The following is a 17,747-nucleotide window of genomic DNA, read 5'->3' on the forward strand; positions in this document are numbered from 1 at the left end:
ATATCTTGCCCAGCCGCACAGCAACAGGCAGGGCGGTGAAGCTCGGACGCAAGGCCGACGCTCTGCACTATAGGGCTTTTCGCCTAAGGTGGGACGGGTGAACCTTTCTCAGATGTTGCCCGATCTCGCCGAAGTCCCCGAGTCGATGGTTGATGAGGCCATCTGGGACACATTTTTGTCCTGGACTTCCGGCCGCGGTATCTCGCTCTACCCGGCGCAGGAAGAGGCCTCCCTTGGTGTTCTCGCCGGGGATAACGTCATCTTGGCCACCCCCACCGGTTCTGGTAAGTCCATGGTGGCCAACGCCGCCCACTTCATTGCTTTAGCACGCGGCCAGCGCAGCTTCTACACCGCTCCCATCAAGGCCTTGGTGAGCGAAAAGTTCTTCGCTCTCTGCGAGATTTTCGGCCCCGAGAACGTCGGCATGATGACCGGCGATGCCACGGTCAATGGCTCCGCCCCGATTATCGCCGCCACCGCTGAGATCGTGGCCAATATTGCGCTACGCGATGGCGCGGAAGCCGCCATCGATCAAGTGATCATGGACGAGTTCCACTACTACTCCGAACCCGATCGCGGCTGGGCCTGGCAGGTACCGCTCCTGGAGCTACCGAAGGCCCAGTTCCTGCTCATGTCCGCCACCCTGGGCGATACCGCATGGCTGGAGAAGGATTTGACGGAGCGTACCGGCCGCACGACGACGCTGGTAGCGGGAACAACTCGCCCGGTGCCCCTCGACTTCTCTTATGTCTTTTCCGCGGTCCACGAAACAATCGAAGAATTGCTCGCCGATGGCAAGGCGCCCATCTACGTCGTCCACTTCTCCCAACGCGAAGCCTCAGAGCGTGCGCAGGCGCTCACTTCGCTGTCGAAGATCATCACCGCAGAGGAGAAGGAGGCCATTGCCGCGGAGCTCGCAGGCTTCCGCTTCACCACGACGTTTGGCAAAGACCTCTCTAAGCTTCTGCGTAAGGGAATCGGTGTCCACCACGCTGGCATGCTGCCGAAGTACCGGCGCTTGGTTGAGCGCCTGGCCCAGAAGGGCCTTCTCAAGATTATTTGCGGCACCGATACTTTGGGTGTGGGCATCAACGTCCCCATCCGTACAGTGCTGATGACGGGTTTGGCCAAGTATGACGGGACCCGCCAGCGCATTCTGAAATCCCGTGAGTTTCACCAGATTGCCGGCCGCGCTGGCCGCGCCGGTTATGACACGGAAGGCACCGTCGTAGTGCAGGCGCCGGAGTATGAGATTGAGAACGCCAAAGCGCGGCGCCGTGTGGGCGATGACCCGGCCCGCCTCAAGAAGCTGAAGAAGAAGTCTGCGCGCGACGGTGAAGTGTCGTGGTCGGAGCAGACTTACGCCCGGCTTATCGACGCCGAGCCGGAGCAATTGACGTCCCAGTTCCGAGTGTCCAACTCCATGTTGCTCAACGTGCTCGCCCGCCACGGCAACGGCTACGAGCACCTTAAGCACCTGCTCCGCACGAGCCACAACACGCGCGCCCGCCAGAACGAGGACATCCTCACAGCGTTGAGTCTGTTCCGAGGCCTCCTCAATTCGGGCGTGGTGCAAAAGTCTACGAAGGGGCTCGATATCTACGGCCGCCCCTACCACGTGGTCCGTGAGATGCCGCGCGATTTCGCCCTCAACCAGCCTTTAGGCCCCTTCGCGCTAGCGGCACTCACCTTGCTGGATCCCGAGTCCGAGACCTATGCCCTCGATGTCATCTCTGTCTTTGAATCGGTGCTGGATGATCCACGCCAGGTGCTTATTGCTCAACAGAAGCAGCGGCGCGGTGAGGAGATAGCAGCTCTCAAAGCGGAGGGCGTGGACTATACCGAGCGCATGGCCATCGTGGAAGACATCACGTGGCCAAAGCCCCTGGAAGAACTCCTCGAGCAGTCCTATGAGACCTTCTGCCAGACCAATCCGTGGGCTAAGGAATTCGAGCTGCGGCCCAAGTCTGTGGTGCGCGACATGCTGGAGAGCGCCATGACTTTTTCCGATCTCGTCGCTAGCTACGGTCTCGCCCGCTCGGAAGGCGTCATTTTGCGCTACCTCACCGATGCGTGGCGTACTCTCAAGCAGTCCATCCCCGCGGAATTCCTCACAGAGGAACTCGAGGACATCATCGTCTGGCTCGGAGAGCTTATCCGCCAAGTCGATTCTTCGCTTGTCGACGAGTGGGCTGAGATGGCTGGCGAGGACTCCCCCATTTCCCAGGAGGATTTGGACCGCGAGTTGGCCTTCGGAGTCGAGGATCCCACCGCCTTGACCGCTAATCAGCGGGCTTTCAGCATCATGGTGCGCAATTACTTCTTCCGCCTTGCACAGCTCTTTGCGTTGGAGAAGGAAGAGCGCTTGGCAGACCTGTTGGACTACTTAGAGGAGATTCCTGACTTTGGCCGTGCCCTCGATGACTACTTCGATGACTACGATGACATCGACACTGGGCCAGCGGCTAGGGGGCAGGAATACTTTGTCTTAGACAAGGGCGACACGGGCTCGGGCGCTCGTGGCGTTGGCGGCTCGCGGTCGTGGACCGTGCGTCAGATTCTTAAGGACCCAGAGGGCGATAACTCCTATCAGCTCGTTGGCACCGTAGATCTCGATGCCTCCGATGAAGCCGGGGAAGTACGGCTATCTGAGCTGAGCGTGGAGTACTAGGGCGCATAAGCAGGGAATATTAATACCCCCTTGCCTGCATTAATATTTTCTACCCATCGCATATTATGCGTATGATTGAGGGATGACCACGCCACAGCAGATAGACGAACGCAAGCTTTCCCCAATTCCTCACGCCAGCGCAGCCCCCGCGGCCGAGCGCCTCACACCCGGTTCCTTCACCATGAAGGTCCTCAACGGCATCTCCATCGCCGTCGTGGTGTCGCTGGTTCCGCAAGCTCTACTGGGCGAACTGGCCAAGGCTCTGCTGCCCTTCTGGTCTGGCGCCGCCACCGTCATGGCCCTCACCGGTTTGGCCGCTAGCCTTTTGCCCGTCATGATCGGTGTCCTCATTGGCATCGAATTCAAGATGACACCCATCCAAACCGCCGCGGTGGGTATTGCCTCCTTCTGCGGCTCCGGCGTGGCCACAGTGAATCCCGAGGGCGGCTTCTTCCTCAAAGGTACTGGCCTTGTGATTAACTCAGGACTTACCGCAGCCATCGCGGTGGGACTGCTTCTTTTCATCGGCGATAAACTCAAGAACTACTCAATCTTGCTGCTCTCCACCATTGTGACTCTGGTCGCGGGCACGATTGGATGGGTAGTCACTTACCCCGTTGTTAAGGTCTTCACCCTGTGGTTGGGCAACTTGGTCAACGGCGCAACCACTTTGCAGCCGGTCCTTATGGGCGTGGTCCTCGCTATCCTCTTCGCCATCATGATTGTCTCCCCAGTCTCCACCGTTGGCATTGCCACTGCCATCTTCATTGACGGTGTTGCCTCCGGTACCGCCAACCTGGGTGCCGTGGCCGCCGGATTTACCCTTCTGGTTGCTGGTTGGCGCGTCAACGGCTTCGCCACCTCCATCCTGCACGTCCTCGGTTCCCCCAAGGTGCAGATGGCCAATATGCTGTCCAAGCCAGTGACCTTCCTCCCGGTACTTTGTTCCGCGGCAGTTTTGGGCGGGGTCGGCGGCGCCCTAGGGATTTCCGGTACCCCGATTTCCGCCGGTTTCGGCATCTCCGGCCTGATGGGCCCCTTGGCCGCCCTCAACTACGAAGGCTGGGGCTGGAGCGCTGGCAACGTAATGATTATCACCTTTGTCTACCTCGTCCTGCCGCTCGCCCTTGCGCTGCTCTTTTGCTGGCTCTTCGAGAAGGTCCTGCATCTCACCAAATCTGAATACTTTTCTCTCGATTTCACATAGCCACGTGGGGAGTACAGTGGGTGGCGCTATGAATACCCCAGACTCCCCAGCCACCAGTATTCGCCTCGCGGGCGTTCACTTTGAAACGCAGGATGACGCCGTCACGGTCCACTGGCTTCTCGGAGGCCTTCCTCACCACCGTGACGTCGTGTTTAAGCTGCACACCCTCGATCTTCAACTCATCATCCACTTCGAGCGAGACCAGCTCGTCTCCATGGAAATCGCGTCTTTTGGTGAGGACACCAGGGATGCCCACCGGCCCGTCGATTATCACTACACGTACACCCCCGAGGAGCTCGTTGTCACCGTGCCAACGGCTCATTTTGAACTCACCGACCAGGTTTTCACCATGGGGCTGTCCGTGGATGGCGCCGCCTGTGGCGAATGGACTGGCACTATTGTCTAAGCCTTCGCTCCCTGCATTCAGCTAAGCCTACACACGCTTTACAGGGCGTTGACCAGCAACAATACTGGAGAGTAAGAAGTTCTCTAGACAATTGCGAGAGCACTAGAGCACGACGCGGACACTCTGGACATCGAGGAGCTGGCAATGCCCCACCATGGCAACGAACCCCACGGATCTTCACACAACGCGCGCCTCAACTCTTTGCGGGCAGGCGTTCTTGGCGCCAACGACGGTATCGTCTCTGTCGCCGCGCTTCTACTCGGCGTGGTGGGTTCGGGGGCGTCGGCAAGCACCATCCTCACCGCAGGCTTGGCAGCCACCGTGTCTGGCGCCGCTTCCATGGCGCTCGGAGAATACGTCTCGGTGTCCGCTCAGCGTGACTCCGAGCGGATGATGATCGACAAGGAGACCCGCGAGCTGGCGGAAATCCCCGAACAAGAGCATGCCGAGCTCGTTTCCATGCTCGCCAGCTACGGCATGCACACCGAAACCGCGGACACTGCCGCCCGTGAGATCGCTGCCGAGGATAGACTTCTCGAAGCACACCTCCGGCTTGAAATGGGCATCGACGGCGAAGACCTGACAAATCCATGGCACGCGGCGTTCTGGTCGGCCATATCTTTCCTCGCCGGCGCCGCACTCCCCCTGTTGTCGATCTTCCTCGCCCCCATGAGCATGGCTGCAGCAACAGTCGCCATCGTTACCTTGGTCGCTCTTGCCATCACAGGCTACGTCTCCGCCCGCCTCGCCGACACGAACACTGGGCGTTCCGTGCTCCGCCTCGTCATCGGTGGTGCACTGGGCCTGGCCGTCACTTATGGCATCGGCGTCGCGTTCGGCGGGGTCGTCGGCTAAAGGCAGGAAGAGAGCTGTCCCACGCGCCCTCTGCGCACCGACGCCCCTCCCCGACGGGCCCCAAAACACAAAGTCCCACCTCCCGCCAAATGCGGGCAGTGGGACTCTACGTTTAGCTAGAAAAGTGCTAGCTGGTTTTACTCAGCGGTGCGCACGGCCTCGGACTGCAGCGCCTGGGCCACAGCCTCGATGACGCCAGCTACCTTGATACCTTCCCAGATCTGCTCCTTGGTCACGCCCTCCTCCAAGAGGGTGTTGGCGTGAGCGGACAGGCAGTGCTCGCAGCCGTTTATGGCGGAGACCACGGTGCTCCACAGCTCAAACGTGGTCTTTTCCACGCCAGGCTTAGCGATGATGTTCATGCGAAGACCGAACTTGACCTGAGCAAAGTCATCGCCCAACCAGCTCTTTGCGCGGTAGGCCACATTGTTCATGGCCATCACCGTGGCAGAGCCAAGAGCTGCGTCAATTGCCTCTTCGCTGAGGTGCTCGCGGGCTTCCTCAAGAATCTCCGACAACACCAAGTCATTGCGGGTAGCGGCCGCGGCAGCAACCAAGCTTCCCCACAACTGCTCCTCATTCAGTTCGGTCGTACGAGTAAGGGTACCGATGTTGAGCTTCTGATCCTTGGCATATGCCGGAAGCGCGGACTTCAGGTTTTCGATGGACATTGATGTAACTCCTTTAAGGTTGGACGGTTGTGCTTATTGCTGCTTTACAGAGCGGACTGAACAACCTCGAGCTTGTCGATGTTCTTGGTCGGGTCATTAGCCTCCCAGTTGCAGGCACAGACCTCTTCGGACTGCAGGGCGTCCAGCACACGCAGAACTTCATCAACGTTGCGGCCGACAGCATCCGGAGTCACGGACACGAACTGGATAACACCGTCCGGGTCGATGATGAAAGTAGCGCGGTCAGCAACACCGTCGGCATTCTCCACACCGAGGGCACGGATCAGGTCGTGGCGAATATCAGAGAACATCGGGAACGGAACTTCCTTCAGCTCTGGGTGGGTTGCACGCCAGTTGAAGTGTGCGAACTCGTTATCGGTGGAGCCGCCAAGGACCTGGGTATCGCGGTCCAAGAACTCCTCATTCAGCTTGCCGAAGGCCGCAATTTCAGTCGGGCAGACGAAGGTGAAGTCCTTCGGGTAGAAGAACACAACCTTCCACATTCCCTGGTACTTGTCCAGAGATACCTGCTCGAAGTAGTCCTCCGGCTGGTTAGCGTTAACGTCGTGGAGGTCACCGCCCTTCAGTGCGGTCAACTCGAACTCTGGGAACTTCTCGCCAACGGTCAGGATAGGCATTAAAGGCTCAACTCCTTATAGTGTCACAACAATGCATAACTGTGATGCAAATCTCTACGACCACACACCAATCTGCCTTTTAGCAGGTACGCGGTCGCTCACCTGCCCAGTATGCCACGGAAGGCTTCGCGCGTCAATAGGACCGACGAATTAGAAGTGTTACAGTTATAGGCATGAACAATAAGGAGTATCGTCCGACCCTCGCCCAGTTGCGCACCTTCGTCACGATCGCAGAGAACAAGCACTTTGGCTCCGCGGCCGCCAAGCTCGATATCTCCCAGCCTTCGCTCTCCCAAGCCCTCGTCGCGCTCGAGCAAGGACTGGGAGTGCAGCTCATTGAACGCTCCACCCGCAAGGTCATCGTGACGTCCACCGGCGAGATGCTCCTGCCCTATGCAAAGGCGGCCCTCGAAGCCTCCGATGCCTTCCTGAGCCAAGCCCGCGGCGCCAACGGCACACTCACCGGTCCCCTCACCATCGGCATCATCCCGACCATCGCGCCCTATATGTTGCCGGGTCTGTTGCGATCCATCGATGATGCTTACCCCGATTTGGAGCCCCGCTTCGTCGAGGAGCAAACCCAGCATCTTCTGAGTAAGCTGCGCGAAGGAAACCTTGACTTAGCCGTTGCTGCACTACCCACTGAGGCTCCCGGCATGGTGGAGATCCCTCTCTACACCGAGGCCTTCACCGCAGTAACTCCAGCGGCGCATCCACTCGCAGGGCGCGATGACCTCACGCTGTCGGAGCTCGAGCATCTCGATTTGCTCTTGCTTGATGACGGCCACTGCCTCCGCGACCAAGTCCTCGACCTGTGCCGCCGCGCGAAAGTGAACCCCTCCGAGGCCACCAACGCCGTCACGCGCGCCTCGTCATTGACCACTATTTTGCAGCTTGTCATGGGAAACCTCGGCGCCACACTCGTACCTGAATCCGCACTCGTTACGGAATGCCAGAACCCGCAGCTTGCCGTTGCTCGCTTTGCCCCTTCGGTAACAGCAGAGCGCCAGGTGGGGCTCGTTTTTCGCTCCTCTGCCGCCCGCGCCGATGAATACCGCACTTTCGGGACACTGGTCACCAGCGCATTTGAGGACGCCGTCGAGCGCTCTCGGGACCTCTTTTCGTCTCCCTAGTCAGCTCCCTCTGATCAACACGCGTGCCCCAGCGCGACACTCAAAACGCCAAAGCCGCCACTGACCGGCCTCCTTGTCTAGGCCCTCCTCTGTGAAAGGGCTATCCGAAGAGGACAGTCAGGGCGGCGGCGCGCGTTAAATGCGCTACGTGTGGCCTTTAGTGTTTAGGCTGCGGGGGCATAACGCCCTTGACACTGGCGGCACAGGTGCGCGGTTGCCAGCTGCATAGCCGGTGCGATGACTACCAGCGCCAAGCCCAACGTGATGAAGGACGCGGCAAACATGAGAGCCGTAAGAACGATGAACAGCAGGATGTGGCTGTAATTCTGTTTGCCTAGCTTGAGCCCCTGCGAGAACGCCTCACCGATTGAGGAGGTATCCGCTGCCAACCAGGGCATGAGGGTAAAGAAGGGCAGGATGAATAGCCCGATCAGCATGAGCACGGCGAGAATACCGAAGATGGAACCGACGAGCGCGAGAATCTCCCCGTCTCCGAGGTTCTCGACGTTCTGCATATCCATTGCAGAGGCCCCGCCGAAGCCCACAGCAAACACAATGACGACAACAATCACGAGGGCTATAGCGCCAAGAATACCCAGGACCAGGTTCACCACAAGCGGCGACACCCAGCGAACACCTTGGAAAAGAGTGCCCCACGTGGGGCTTGGCTTATCGATCTCGCGATAGGCCAAGCGGTACACAATCAAAGAGATAACGATGGAGAGTATAGACACGGCAAAGGAGAAGAAGCTCACCATGACGCTCGCGCCCGTACCATCGGCGTTCTGCTCGCCAACGCTGATGCCAATTTGTGGAATAACCTGAATAAAGAACACCACGACAGCACCCAGCACCCACAGCATCGCATTACCCAGCGCAGCCTTGAAGCCCCATTTGATCGCCTCTAGGGCGCTGACTGGGCCCGTGTAGGCAGGGCCGGCGCCCGGACCAGGGCCCTCATATCCGGAATCGCCTCCGTAGCTTGCCCCGGCGTATCCCGGCTGACCGGCGTTGTAGGCGCCATAGGAATTGCCACCATAGGGCTGAGCGCCGTAGGACTCGCCACCGTAATTGCCATAACTGCCGGACTGGCCGAAGCCAGCCTGATCCTCTGGGTGCGTGGTGGGTTCATACCGCGGCAGGCCGCCATTGTTTCCCGAGGAGTTATTGGCGTTGTTTCCCGGATTGTTGCCGAACCCGCCGTGGGAGCCGTTGTCATCCGGTTTCGGATCAAAAGGATTGGTCATACACTTCTGCCCTTCTGTAATCTCTTTTCACACAGTCACCACAAGAGTACCAATTTCTCCACCTCGACCTGTGAGCGAAAAGCACTTCCGAGTAGACTTCTAGGTCGACTATGACTGCTACTCGCGAAGACCTCTACAACGCCCTTACGACAGTTTCCTTGAGTGATGAGCGTGCTTTCCGCCGCCGCCTCCGCAAGGCTCGCTCCCCCAAAGCGCTTGCAGCTATCGGGGCTGATATTGCATCTGCCCAGGAAAAAGTGAGCGCCATCGACGTAAACGTGCCGTCGATTTCCTACCCCGAGCAGCTTCCCGTTACCGGACGGCGGGACGATATCGCCGAGGCCATCGAGAATAATCAGGTGGTCATCATTGCCGGCGAGACTGGTTCGGGCAAGACCACTCAAATTCCCAAAATTTGTCTAGAGCTCGGCCGTGGACGCCGGGGTCTCATCGGCCATACCCAGCCGCGACGACTCGCAGCACGGACCGTCGCCGAGCGCATTGCGGAGGAACTCGGCCAATCAATCGGGGACTCCGTTGGCTATGCCATCCGCTTCGATGACCGAGTCTCCTCCACCACCGCTGTGAAACTCATGACGGACGGCATCTTGCTGGCAGAAATGCAGCGTGACCGCTTCCTCAATGCCTATGACACGATCATCATCGATGAGGCACACGAGCGTTCGCTCAATATTGACTTCCTTCTCGGGTACCTCAAGAGGCTGCTCCCCAAACGCCCAGATTTGAAGGTGATCATCACTTCCGCCACCATTGATCCGGAACGCTTCGCCAAGCACTTCGCTGACGCTAACGAAAAGCCAGCGCCGATCATCGAGGTCTCCGGACGCACCTACCCCGTGGAGATCCGCTACCGCCCGCTCGAGGTCGAATCAGGTGGAAAGACCATCGACCTCGATCCCTTGGACGCCCTCTGCGAAGCCATCGAAGAACTCATGGCCGAAGGCGAAGGAGATATTCTGTGCTTCTTCCCGGGCGAGCGCGATATCCGCGACGCCATGGAAGCCATCGAAGGGCGCCATTGGCGCAACGTGGAGGTCACTCCGCTCTTCGGACGCCTGTCCAACCAGGAGCAGCATCGCGTTTTCCGCTCACACCGCGGTCGCCGCATTGTGCTCTCTACCAACATCGCTGAGACCTCATTGACGGTGCCTGGCATTCGCTACGTCGTCGACACAGGCACCGCACGCATCTCGCGTTATTCCACCCGCACCAAGGTGCAAAGACTGCCCATTGAGCCGATCTCCCAAGCAAGCGCTAACCAGCGCTCAGGCCGTTGTGGCCGCGTGGCCGATGGCATTGCCATCCGCCTCTACAGTGAACAGGACTTCCTCTCCCGGCCAGAATTCACCGACCCCGAAATCCTGCGCACCAACCTGGCCAGCGTCATCCTGCAAATGATCTCGCTGCGCCTCGGTGATATCGCCGACTTCCCCTTCGTTCAATCCCCCGAACCGAAGGCCGTGCGCGATGGCCTTCTCCTCCTCCACGAATTGGGCGCACTCGAGGGCAAAGAAAAAGATGGGCTGCCGGTCCTGACACGCATCGGGCGGGATCTCGCCCGCATCCCCGTAGATCCGCGCATGGCCCGCATGCTCGTCGAAGCCAACACCTCCGGATGCCTCCACGACGTCATGGTCATCGTTGCCGCCATGACAATCCAGGATGTGCGTGAGCGCCCCATCGACAAACAGGCACAAGCCGACCAGACCCATGCTCGCTTTAAGGACAAGTCCTCAGACTTTATGGCGATGCTCAACCTGTGGGACTTTGTCCAAGAAGCTCGCGATGAGATGAGCGGCAATGCTTTCCGCAAACGGATGAAAGCCGATTTCCTGCACTATATGCGCATCCGCGAGTGGTTCGACCTGGTGCGGCAGCTGCGGGACGTCGCCAAGCAGCTCGGTTGGAACGCTCAAGAGGGCACCGAGCGGCGCCCCGATGACATCCACATGTCCCTGCTGTCTGGCTTGCTGTCCAATATCGGCGCACGCGATGGAAACTCTAAGGAGTTCATTGGCGCCCGCAATACCCGCTTCCTTGTTTTCCCGGGATCAGCGCTGGCAAAGAAGCCACCGGAGTTCCTCATGGCAGCCGAGCTCGTGGAAACCTCGCGACTGTGGGCACGCGATGTTGCCGCCATCGACCCGGCTTGGGTGGAAAAACTGGCGAAGGCTCTGTTGAAACACAACTATTCCGATCCAACATGGTCACGCAAGCGTGGCTCAGCGGTAGTTACCCAACGCTCGACGTTGTACGGCGTCACCGTGGTCGCGGACCGGACGGTGCCCTACCACCGCGTCGATCCTGCGGCGGCACGCGACATGTTCATTCGCAATGCGCTTGTCGACGGCGACTGGACCACCCACCATAACTTCTTCCACGACAACAAGCGCAAGCTTGCCGAGGCTTCCGAATACGAAGAAAAAGCACGGCGCCGCGGTCTCGTTGTAGACGAGGACACGCTTTTCGACTTCTACGATCAGCGCATCCCGGAATCTGTGACCACTGCCCGACACTTCGACTCGTGGTGGAAGAAACAGAAAAACAAGCATTCTCTGGACTTCGACCCAGAAGCACTCCTCGAGGATGACCACGATGTCACTGAGGACGCCTTCCCGGATCGGTGGTTGAAGGGAAGCATCGATTACGACCTGTCCTATAAGTTCGAGCCAGGTGACCCGCTTGACGGCGTCACGCTCAGGGTTCCCGTTCCACTGCTGGCCGGATTGGATACTGAGGGTTTCGACTGGCTCGTGCCGGGCCTGCGTCTAGAGCTTGTCACTGAGCTGATCCGCTCGCTACCGAAAGCGCTGCGCCGTACTGTGGTTCCGGCCCCCGAGTTCGCTGAGCGGGCCTTGCCCAAGCTCCTTCCCTATGAAGGAGCGCTCATCGACCAGCTCGCCGCGGTGTTACGGGACATGGGCGGCCAGGGCATCAACGCGGCTGATTTCCGCCCTGATCAGCTCCCACCACATTTGCGCATGAATTTTGCCGCTGTGGACAAGCGCGGAAAGATCATCGATTCCGATCGCGATTTGAAGGCTCTCGTGCAACGCCAAGCCGGGCATATCTCTTCCTCCGTCTCGCGCGTCGGCCGCGCCGCTGAGTCCGCTTCCGTCAAGGAATGGTCGGAAGACACGCTGGGCGCTATCGATGAGAAAGTGACCACGGTGGTCGATGGGCATGAGGTCACCGCTTATCCTGCGCTTGTGGCTACGAAGGAGGGCGTGGCGCTGAAGGTGCATCCAACCAAGGCGGCTGCCGACGCCTCCATGATCACCACCACCCTGACGCTGCTACTCCGAGAGATTTCCGTAAACACGCAGCATATGGTCAAGGGCCTGCCCCTGCAGCAGCGGGTTGCTGTCGACGCCTACCCGCACGGCGGGGCCGAAGGTCTCGTCAACGATGCTCGGGTCGCCGCAGTACGCGACATCATGATGGAGAAGGGCGGGCCGGTACGAAGTCCTGGTGAATTTACCACTCTTCTCAACGCGGTTAAACCGGAGGTGCCAGGCCGCGTCCGCCAGGCGGTGGTCGCGATCGCCCCAGGCTTGGCAGAGTATTCGAACCTCAACGCTGAGCTCAATCAGTGGGAGGGGCCGGCAATCGATGATATTCGCGGTCAGCTGAAGTTCTTGTTGCCCCCGAATGCGATCACTATGCACGGCATGCAGCACCTTCGCCACCTGCCGCGTTATATCCAAGCCGCGCGCATCAGGCTCGAGGACATGAATCTAGACCCGGATCGGGATGCCGACCGCCAAGCCGATGTCGACGAAGCGAAGGCATATCTGAACAATCGTTTGCGCACGCTGCCCGCCGGCCGCGAGAAGACCCGTGAGGTCAAGGACATCTACTGGATGATCGAGGAGTTGCGCGTATCGCTCTTCGCACAACGCCTGGGTACCGCGCATGCGGTGTCCGTGCGGAGAATCCAAAAAGCCGCGGACAAGCTGCGCTAAAACGTTAGAAGCTGTCGCGGTCGCGCCGGCGCATGAGGCGAATTTCGGATTCAAAGTCGTCGGCGCTCTCAAAAGACTTGTATACCGAGGCGAAGCGAAGATAGGCCACCTCATCGAGGTCACGCAGGGGTTCCAAGATAGCAAGGCCGATATCGTTGGCGTTGACTTGTGACGATCCGTGACTGCGCACGGTTTCCTCGACCTCTTGCGCAAGCTTTTTCAAGGCATCATCGCTAACATCCCGCCCCTGGCACGCGCGCTTCACGCCGCGGATTAGCTTGTCCCGGCTGAAAGGCTCGGCCAAGCCATTACGTTTGACCACCGACAAGACAGCCTTCTCGATGGTGGTAAACCGGCCTCGGCATGCAGCACACTCGCGACGTCGGCGAATTGACGTTCCACTGTCGATCACTCGGGAGTCAATCACTCGTGACTGTTCGTTGTGACAGAACGGGCAATACACTGTGCCGTATCCTTCCTCTCGACCGCTGCGCAGACGCCTTCCGGCCCCTCGGGAAGTCTAGCGCGAAGAAACAACCGCTGTGGCTGATGCACCGCTAGCGCTAGGGGCCTCACCATCAATACTAAGACCACCCCACACGGTGCCGATAAATACCGCTGCACCGAAAACTGCTCCAAGAACATAGTTACCTACGTTCGAGCCGCTACGGCGAGGTAGGGACGCAGCACGCTGGTATGAAACTGAGGAATCCCCTATTCGATCTGTGCGCCCCTGTGTTCTATCTCTCGGCTCGAGCGTTCGAACACGCGACAAACCACTTTCACGCGTTAACGCGAACGAGTGACACCGCTCAGGTTCCCACACGGCCGCGGGCGGGACGAGCACAGGACCCTTTCCGGACTTCTCGGGAGTTACTCCATGCAGAGCAGAGCTGGTATTAAGTGCAATGGCCATGACAGTTCCTTTCCAGGACTTCTTCTTCATTGTGGTGATGCCTGAAGTGTAAGAGCGAGGTTCGACATCGTCGAACACTTCCATCGACCAACCGTTCGATTTGGTCTGTATGTTCGATTTATAGCAGGCGCTCGAAAGTTTGTCCACATCCAAGCGGCGTTAGTCGAACATTTTTTCTTTACGTGCTAAAAAGGAAACGGAAACACCAATACGGCGCACGCCACGATGAGCAACCAACGAGACGTCACCGCGATGCCCACCAGCGTCCTGCACGCCTCAACCCGACGCGCTGTTTTGCGCACACCGATAGCCCTAGGAGTAAGAATGCCCCGCAAGCCGAAGCGAAGCGACCAACCTACCCTCGACTCACTTTCCGCCCGTCAGCGCCGCATCTTGGAAGTCATCCATGACGCTGTCATGCTGCGCGGGTACCCGCCAAGCATTCGAGAAATCGGCGATGCAACAGGCCTACAGTCCACGTCTTCCGTGGCCTATCAGTTGAAGCAACTAGAGGAGAAGGGCTTTCTTCGCCGCGATCCAAACAAGCCGCGCGCCGTTGATGTGCGCCACTTCCCCGGCGCCGACGATCCCAAGAAGCCGGGCCGCAAAGCCGGGCAGGCCAACACCACAGCAGGGCAGTCCACTCCCGACGTCCCCGAGGATGCAGCAACGCCGAACTACATCCCAGTAGTCGGCCGCATCGCCGCGGGCTCTCCTATCACCGCCGAAGAAAACATCGACGGCTACTTCCCCATGCCAGGTGAGATCCTGGGAAGCGGCGAGCTTTACATGCTGCAGGTCGTCGGCGACTCTATGCAGGACGCCGGAATCCTCAATGGCGATTGGGTTATTATCCGCTCCCAGTCCGTCGCCGAAGAAGGCGAATTCGTCGCTGCACTCCTCGAAGGCGAAGAAGCAACTGTAAAGGAGTTCCACCGCGATTCTTCTGGAGTGTGGCTCCTCCCCCACAACGACGCCTACGCTCCCATCAAGGGCGATGAGGCCGAAATCATGGGCAAGGTTGTATCGGTGTTCCGCAAGCTTTAGGCACCCCTAAGCCACAACTATCCCTCCCCCAACCGGTTGCCCACGCCACCGCTTATTTCCACTCGGTGCGGGCGAACTGGAGGGAGGGATTTTTTCTTTTTACCCCCTTGTGTGTGTACATGTCCGAATCGCGCCGTTTAAGCGTCCGACATCACACATTTGCAAACATGCAGTATAAACATTGTTTTTCTCGCACGTTTGCCGCCAGCAATGTGAGCTTTTATTTGTTTGGTTCCGTTTTGTTCGCATTCAGTGGGACAATAGAAGCATCGCCGCAACATTCGTTGCTCTCTTCGCTCACATGCCCCGGCCCCACTTATTATCACCGCCGGGCGCAGCGACTACCACAGGCAAACTTCACTGGGAGGAACTATGTACGCAGAAGAGCGTCGCCGACAAATTGCGTCATTGACCGCCGTCGAAGGCCGAGTCAATGTCACTGAGCTTTCCGAACGCTTCGATGTTACCGCTGAGACGATTCGCCGCGACCTCGCGGTCTTAGACCGGGAAGGAGTTGTCCACCGCGTTCATGGCGGTGCGGTTGCTTCCCAATCGTTCCAGACTGCAGAATTTACACTCGATACTCGTCAGCGTTCCGCCACGGGCGCGAAAATGGCTATCGCCCGCGCCGCACTAGAGCAGCTTCCCGACGGGGGCAGTATCTTCATCGACGCTGGAACTACCACCAACGCCCTCGCTGACCTCATCGGACAGCGCTATTCTGCTGGCCAGTTCAGCATTGTGTCGAATAGCCTACCGATCGCCCTCTCGTTGGCCAGCAATGGTGTTTCCGAGGTGCAGCTCCTAGGCGGCACGGTGCGCGCGATCACCCAAGCCGTCGTCGGCGATACCGCCCTTCGCACCATGGCGCTGATGCGCGCAGATGTTGCTTTCATCGGCACCAACGCCCTGACCATCGACCATGGGCTATCCACGGCGGACTCACAGGAAGCAGCTATCAAGTCGGCCTTTGTTACCAACGCGCATCGCGTCGTCGTCTTGTGTGACTCGTCGAAGCTCGGCAATGACTATCTGGTCAGCTTTGCCTCGCTCGATGAGATTGATGTCGTCATTACGGACGCCGCTGCTCCAGCCGCCTACGTCGAAGCCCTGCGCGAGCACGGCATCGACGTGATTATCGCTTCGGAGAAATAGGCGGTTTCATCCCACGACCGCGTAAGGGCGGTGTGGTTCCCCGAGGGGCCTCTCGGGGAACCACACCTCCCTGTTTCAGCAGCGGCCTAAACCAAGCTAGAGCTACTAGGCAGTCTGGTATTCCTCCAGCAGCGCAATCACTGCGGATCGCGCATCTGCTGGGCTTTCGGCGTTGATAGCCGCCTCCGCCATCTTCTGGCACTGCTCGAGTGTGAGCTCAGCCAGCTGTGCACCAACGCCCGCAACTGCGGTCGACGCTGCGGACAGTGAGGTGACTCCAAGGCCAGTCAGCACGCAAGCGAGCATGGGATCGGCGGCGGCCTCACCACAGACACCAACCGGCACATTGTTATCGCGACCCACCACGCACGTGTGCTGGATCAAACGCAGCACGGCCGGCTGCCACGGATCGGTCAGGTAGGCCAGCTGCGGCGACAGGCGGTCCGCGGCCATCGTGTACTGAGTCAAGTCATTGGTACCGATGGACACGAAGTCGAGGTGCGGCATGATGGTATCGGCCATCAGGGCCGCTGCAGGCACCTCAATCATCGCGCCGGCGATGAGCCCGCGCTCACGACACAGTTCAGCAAACCACTTCGCCTCTACTGCCGTGGCCACCATGGGCGCCATGACCCAAGTGGTAGCGCCATCAGCACGCTTTTCCGCGGCCTGTGCGATGGCGTCGAGCTGACGGGTGAGAAGCGCCTCGTTGTTTCGGGCGATGCGCAGGCCGCGCACACCCAAGGCCGGGTTCTCCTCAGAGTCCAACGTGGCGTAGGAAATCGGCTTATCCGATCCGGCGTCGAGCGTTCGAACGACGACCTTGGATTCGGGGAAAGCGTTGAAAACCTTGCCGTAGATGCGTGCCTGCTCCTCCACGGTCGGTTCTTCGCTGGCAGAGAGGAAGGAAAGCTCCGTGCGGTACAGGCCGATCCCCTCTGCCTGCGAATCCGAGGCGATGCGAGCTGCGTTCCCGTCGGCCACGTTGGCCAACAGCTGCACGCGGTGGCCGTCCTTGGTCTGGGCAGGGCCACGCCACTCGGCCACTCGCGCTGCCTTCTCGCGGTATTCCTCAACTGCCTTAAGTGAGGTGTCACGATCCGCGCCAAGGGACACCGTTCCCACGGAACCATCGACGAAGATCTGGGTTCCCGCTTCAATCGAGCGGAGATCAGCGCCAACTGCGACGATGCACGGAAGGTCCAGCTGGCGGGCGATGATTGCAGTATGGCTCGTCGGCCCGCCGAGCTCGGTGACCAGTGCCTTGATATGCGCAATGTCCAAGGTAGCGGTATCCGCTGGAGCGAGGTCATCCGCCAGCAGCACCGCCTCCCCTTCAACCATGGGCAGGCCCGGTTCCTGCTCACCGCGCAGTTGTGCGATGACGCGGTCGCGCACGTCCTTGAGGTCAGTCGTACGCTCGGCCATTACGCCGCCGGCAGCCTCAAACATGGTGACAAACCTGTCTGTGGCACCAACAACTGCATATTCAGCGTTCTTGCCGCTACGAATACCCTTGCGTACAGCCTTGTGCCAGCCTCGGTCCTTCACCATTCCGGCGGTAGCACCGAGAACCTCAGCAGCCTGGCCTTCGGCCCCAGCTGCCCGCTGCTCAAGGCGGCTGGCAACAATGTCCGCCGCTTCGAGGAAGCGATCGTACTCAGCATCACGCTGCTCCTCCGGCACGGTTTCTCCCGCCGTGGGCAGTTCTGGGCGTGGGCGGACCCACACCGCCTCAGCGTATGCAACGCCGGCGACGACGCCGGTGCCTTTAATGGTGGATGGGGATGCGTTTTCCATGACACATATCCTTAC

The 17,747-nt window shown here is 59.4% G+C and carries 13 protein-coding genes; 8 read left to right on the forward strand and 5 right to left on the reverse strand.

Annotation, left to right across the window (positions count from 1 at the left end; translation table 11 throughout):
* The first annotated feature begins 97 nt into the window (after window positions 1–97).
* From HMPREF2993_RS00880 to HMPREF2993_RS00895, 4 genes are all read left to right on the forward strand, one after another.
* A complete protein-coding gene (locus HMPREF2993_RS00880; protein ID WP_070700467.1) occupies window positions 98–2,671 on the forward strand; it encodes a DEAD/DEAH box helicase in 2,574 nt (857 codons plus the stop codon).
* An 82-nt stretch (window positions 2,672–2,753) separates the two neighbouring features.
* Window positions 2,754–3,878: a PTS sugar transporter subunit IIC gene (locus HMPREF2993_RS00885; RefSeq protein ID WP_070700470.1), complete on the forward strand. Its 1,125-nt coding sequence runs from the start codon at window positions 2,754–2,756 to the stop codon at window positions 3,876–3,878.
* Window positions 3,879–3,906: 28 nt separating this feature from the next.
* Window positions 3,907–4,284: a hypothetical protein gene (locus HMPREF2993_RS00890; RefSeq protein WP_046648216.1), complete on the forward strand. Its 378-nt coding sequence runs from the start codon at window positions 3,907–3,909 to the stop codon at window positions 4,282–4,284.
* 144 nt (window positions 4,285–4,428) lie between these two features.
* Entirely contained in the window at window positions 4,429–5,139 is a 711-nt protein-coding gene (locus HMPREF2993_RS00895) for a VIT1/CCC1 transporter family protein (protein ID WP_046648218.1), read from the forward strand.
* A gap of 137 nt (window positions 5,140–5,276) precedes the next feature.
* Here the strand turns inward: HMPREF2993_RS00895 and HMPREF2993_RS00900 are convergent, their stop codons facing one another.
* Both HMPREF2993_RS00900 and HMPREF2993_RS00905 read right to left on the reverse strand, forming a co-directional pair.
* Window positions 5,277–5,810 carry an alkylhydroperoxidase, AhpD family gene (locus HMPREF2993_RS00900; RefSeq protein WP_070700473.1) on the reverse strand — a complete coding sequence of 178 codons (534 nt, stop codon included), beginning with the start codon at window positions 5,808–5,810 and terminating at the stop codon, window positions 5,277–5,279.
* A gap of 44 nt (window positions 5,811–5,854) precedes the next feature.
* The gene (locus tag HMPREF2993_RS00905) at window positions 5,855–6,448 is read right to left on the reverse strand and encodes a peroxiredoxin (protein WP_046648222.1); all 594 of its coding nucleotides are present in this window, start codon (window positions 6,446–6,448) and stop codon (window positions 5,855–5,857) included.
* Between the two features lie 173 nt (window positions 6,449–6,621).
* On the opposite strand from HMPREF2993_RS00905, the gene HMPREF2993_RS00910 reads away from it, so the two are divergent.
* Entirely contained in the window at window positions 6,622–7,581 is a 960-nt protein-coding gene (locus HMPREF2993_RS00910; RefSeq protein ID WP_070700475.1) for a hydrogen peroxide-inducible genes activator, read from the forward strand.
* 164 nt (window positions 7,582–7,745) lie between these two features.
* Here the strand turns inward: HMPREF2993_RS00910 and HMPREF2993_RS00915 are convergent, their stop codons facing one another.
* On the reverse strand, window positions 7,746–8,828 hold the full coding sequence (locus HMPREF2993_RS00915; RefSeq protein WP_070700476.1) for a hypothetical protein: 1,083 nt from the start codon (window positions 8,826–8,828) through the stop codon (window positions 7,746–7,748).
* Window positions 8,829–8,938: 110 nt separating this feature from the next.
* Here HMPREF2993_RS00915 and hrpA point away from each other — a divergent pair, with 110 nt between their 5' ends.
* Window positions 8,939–12,814 carry an ATP-dependent RNA helicase HrpA gene (hrpA, locus tag HMPREF2993_RS00920; RefSeq protein WP_070700477.1) on the forward strand — a complete coding sequence of 1,292 codons (3,876 nt, stop codon included), beginning with the start codon at window positions 8,939–8,941 and terminating at the stop codon, window positions 12,812–12,814.
* Window positions 12,815–12,818: 4 nt separating this feature from the next.
* Here hrpA and nrdR read toward each other — a convergent pair whose 3' ends face one another.
* Window positions 12,819–13,277, reverse strand: a complete 459-nt coding sequence (gene nrdR / locus HMPREF2993_RS00925; RefSeq protein ID WP_046648225.1) for a transcriptional regulator NrdR — start codon at window positions 13,275–13,277, stop codon at window positions 12,819–12,821.
* Between the two features lie 777 nt (window positions 13,278–14,054).
* On the opposite strand from nrdR, the gene lexA reads away from it, so the two are divergent.
* Both lexA and HMPREF2993_RS00935 read left to right on the forward strand, forming a co-directional pair.
* Window positions 14,055–14,777, forward strand: coding sequence for a transcriptional repressor LexA (gene lexA / locus HMPREF2993_RS00930; RefSeq protein WP_046648227.1), 723 nt, complete (start codon window positions 14,055–14,057; stop codon window positions 14,775–14,777).
* 372 nt (window positions 14,778–15,149) lie between these two features.
* Window positions 15,150–15,932 (forward strand): DeoR/GlpR family DNA-binding transcription regulator, encoded by a 783-nt coding sequence (locus HMPREF2993_RS00935; RefSeq protein WP_046648229.1) that lies wholly within the window; start codon window positions 15,150–15,152, stop codon window positions 15,930–15,932.
* A gap of 105 nt (window positions 15,933–16,037) precedes the next feature.
* Here the strand turns inward: HMPREF2993_RS00935 and ptsP are convergent, their stop codons facing one another.
* A complete protein-coding gene (gene ptsP / locus HMPREF2993_RS00940; protein ID WP_070513104.1) occupies window positions 16,038–17,732 on the reverse strand; it encodes a phosphoenolpyruvate--protein phosphotransferase in 1,695 nt (564 codons plus the stop codon).
* Window positions 17,733–17,747: the final 15 nt, after the last annotated feature.

The organism is Corynebacterium sp. HMSC068G04, assembly GCF_001814885.1.
GTDB classification, from domain to species: Bacteria; Actinomycetota; Actinomycetes; order Mycobacteriales; family Mycobacteriaceae; genus Corynebacterium; species Corynebacterium hiratae.

Excerpts from the sequence above, each read along its gene's own strand:
- HMPREF2993_RS00885 (WP_070700470.1), top strand. The coding sequence starts at position 2,754 with ATGACCACGCCACAGCAGATAGACGAACGCAAGCTTTCCCCAATTCCT.
- HMPREF2993_RS00890 (WP_046648216.1), top strand. The coding sequence starts at position 3,907 with ATGAATACCCCAGACTCCCCAGCCACCAGTATTCGCCTCGCGGGCGTT.
- HMPREF2993_RS00895 (WP_046648218.1), top strand. The coding sequence starts at position 4,429 with ATGCCCCACCATGGCAACGAACCCCACGGATCTTCACACAACGCGCGC.
- HMPREF2993_RS00900 (WP_070700473.1), bottom strand. The coding sequence starts at position 5,810 with ATGTCCATCGAAAACCTGAAGTCCGCGCTTCCGGCATATGCCAAGGAT.
- HMPREF2993_RS00905 (WP_046648222.1), bottom strand. The coding sequence starts at position 6,448 with ATGCCTATCCTGACCGTTGGCGAGAAGTTCCCAGAGTTCGAGTTGACC.
- HMPREF2993_RS00910 (WP_070700475.1), top strand. The coding sequence starts at position 6,622 with ATGAACAATAAGGAGTATCGTCCGACCCTCGCCCAGTTGCGCACCTTC.
- HMPREF2993_RS00915 (WP_070700476.1), bottom strand. The coding sequence starts at position 8,828 with ATGACCAATCCTTTTGATCCGAAACCGGATGACAACGGCTCCCACGGC.
- hrpA (WP_070700477.1), top strand. The coding sequence starts at position 8,939 with ATGACTGCTACTCGCGAAGACCTCTACAACGCCCTTACGACAGTTTCC.
- lexA (WP_046648227.1), top strand. The coding sequence starts at position 14,055 with ATGCCCCGCAAGCCGAAGCGAAGCGACCAACCTACCCTCGACTCACTT.
- HMPREF2993_RS00935 (WP_046648229.1), top strand. The coding sequence starts at position 15,150 with ATGTACGCAGAAGAGCGTCGCCGACAAATTGCGTCATTGACCGCCGTC.
- ptsP (WP_070513104.1), bottom strand. The coding sequence starts at position 17,732 with ATGGAAAACGCATCCCCATCCACCATTAAAGGCACCGGCGTCGTCGCC.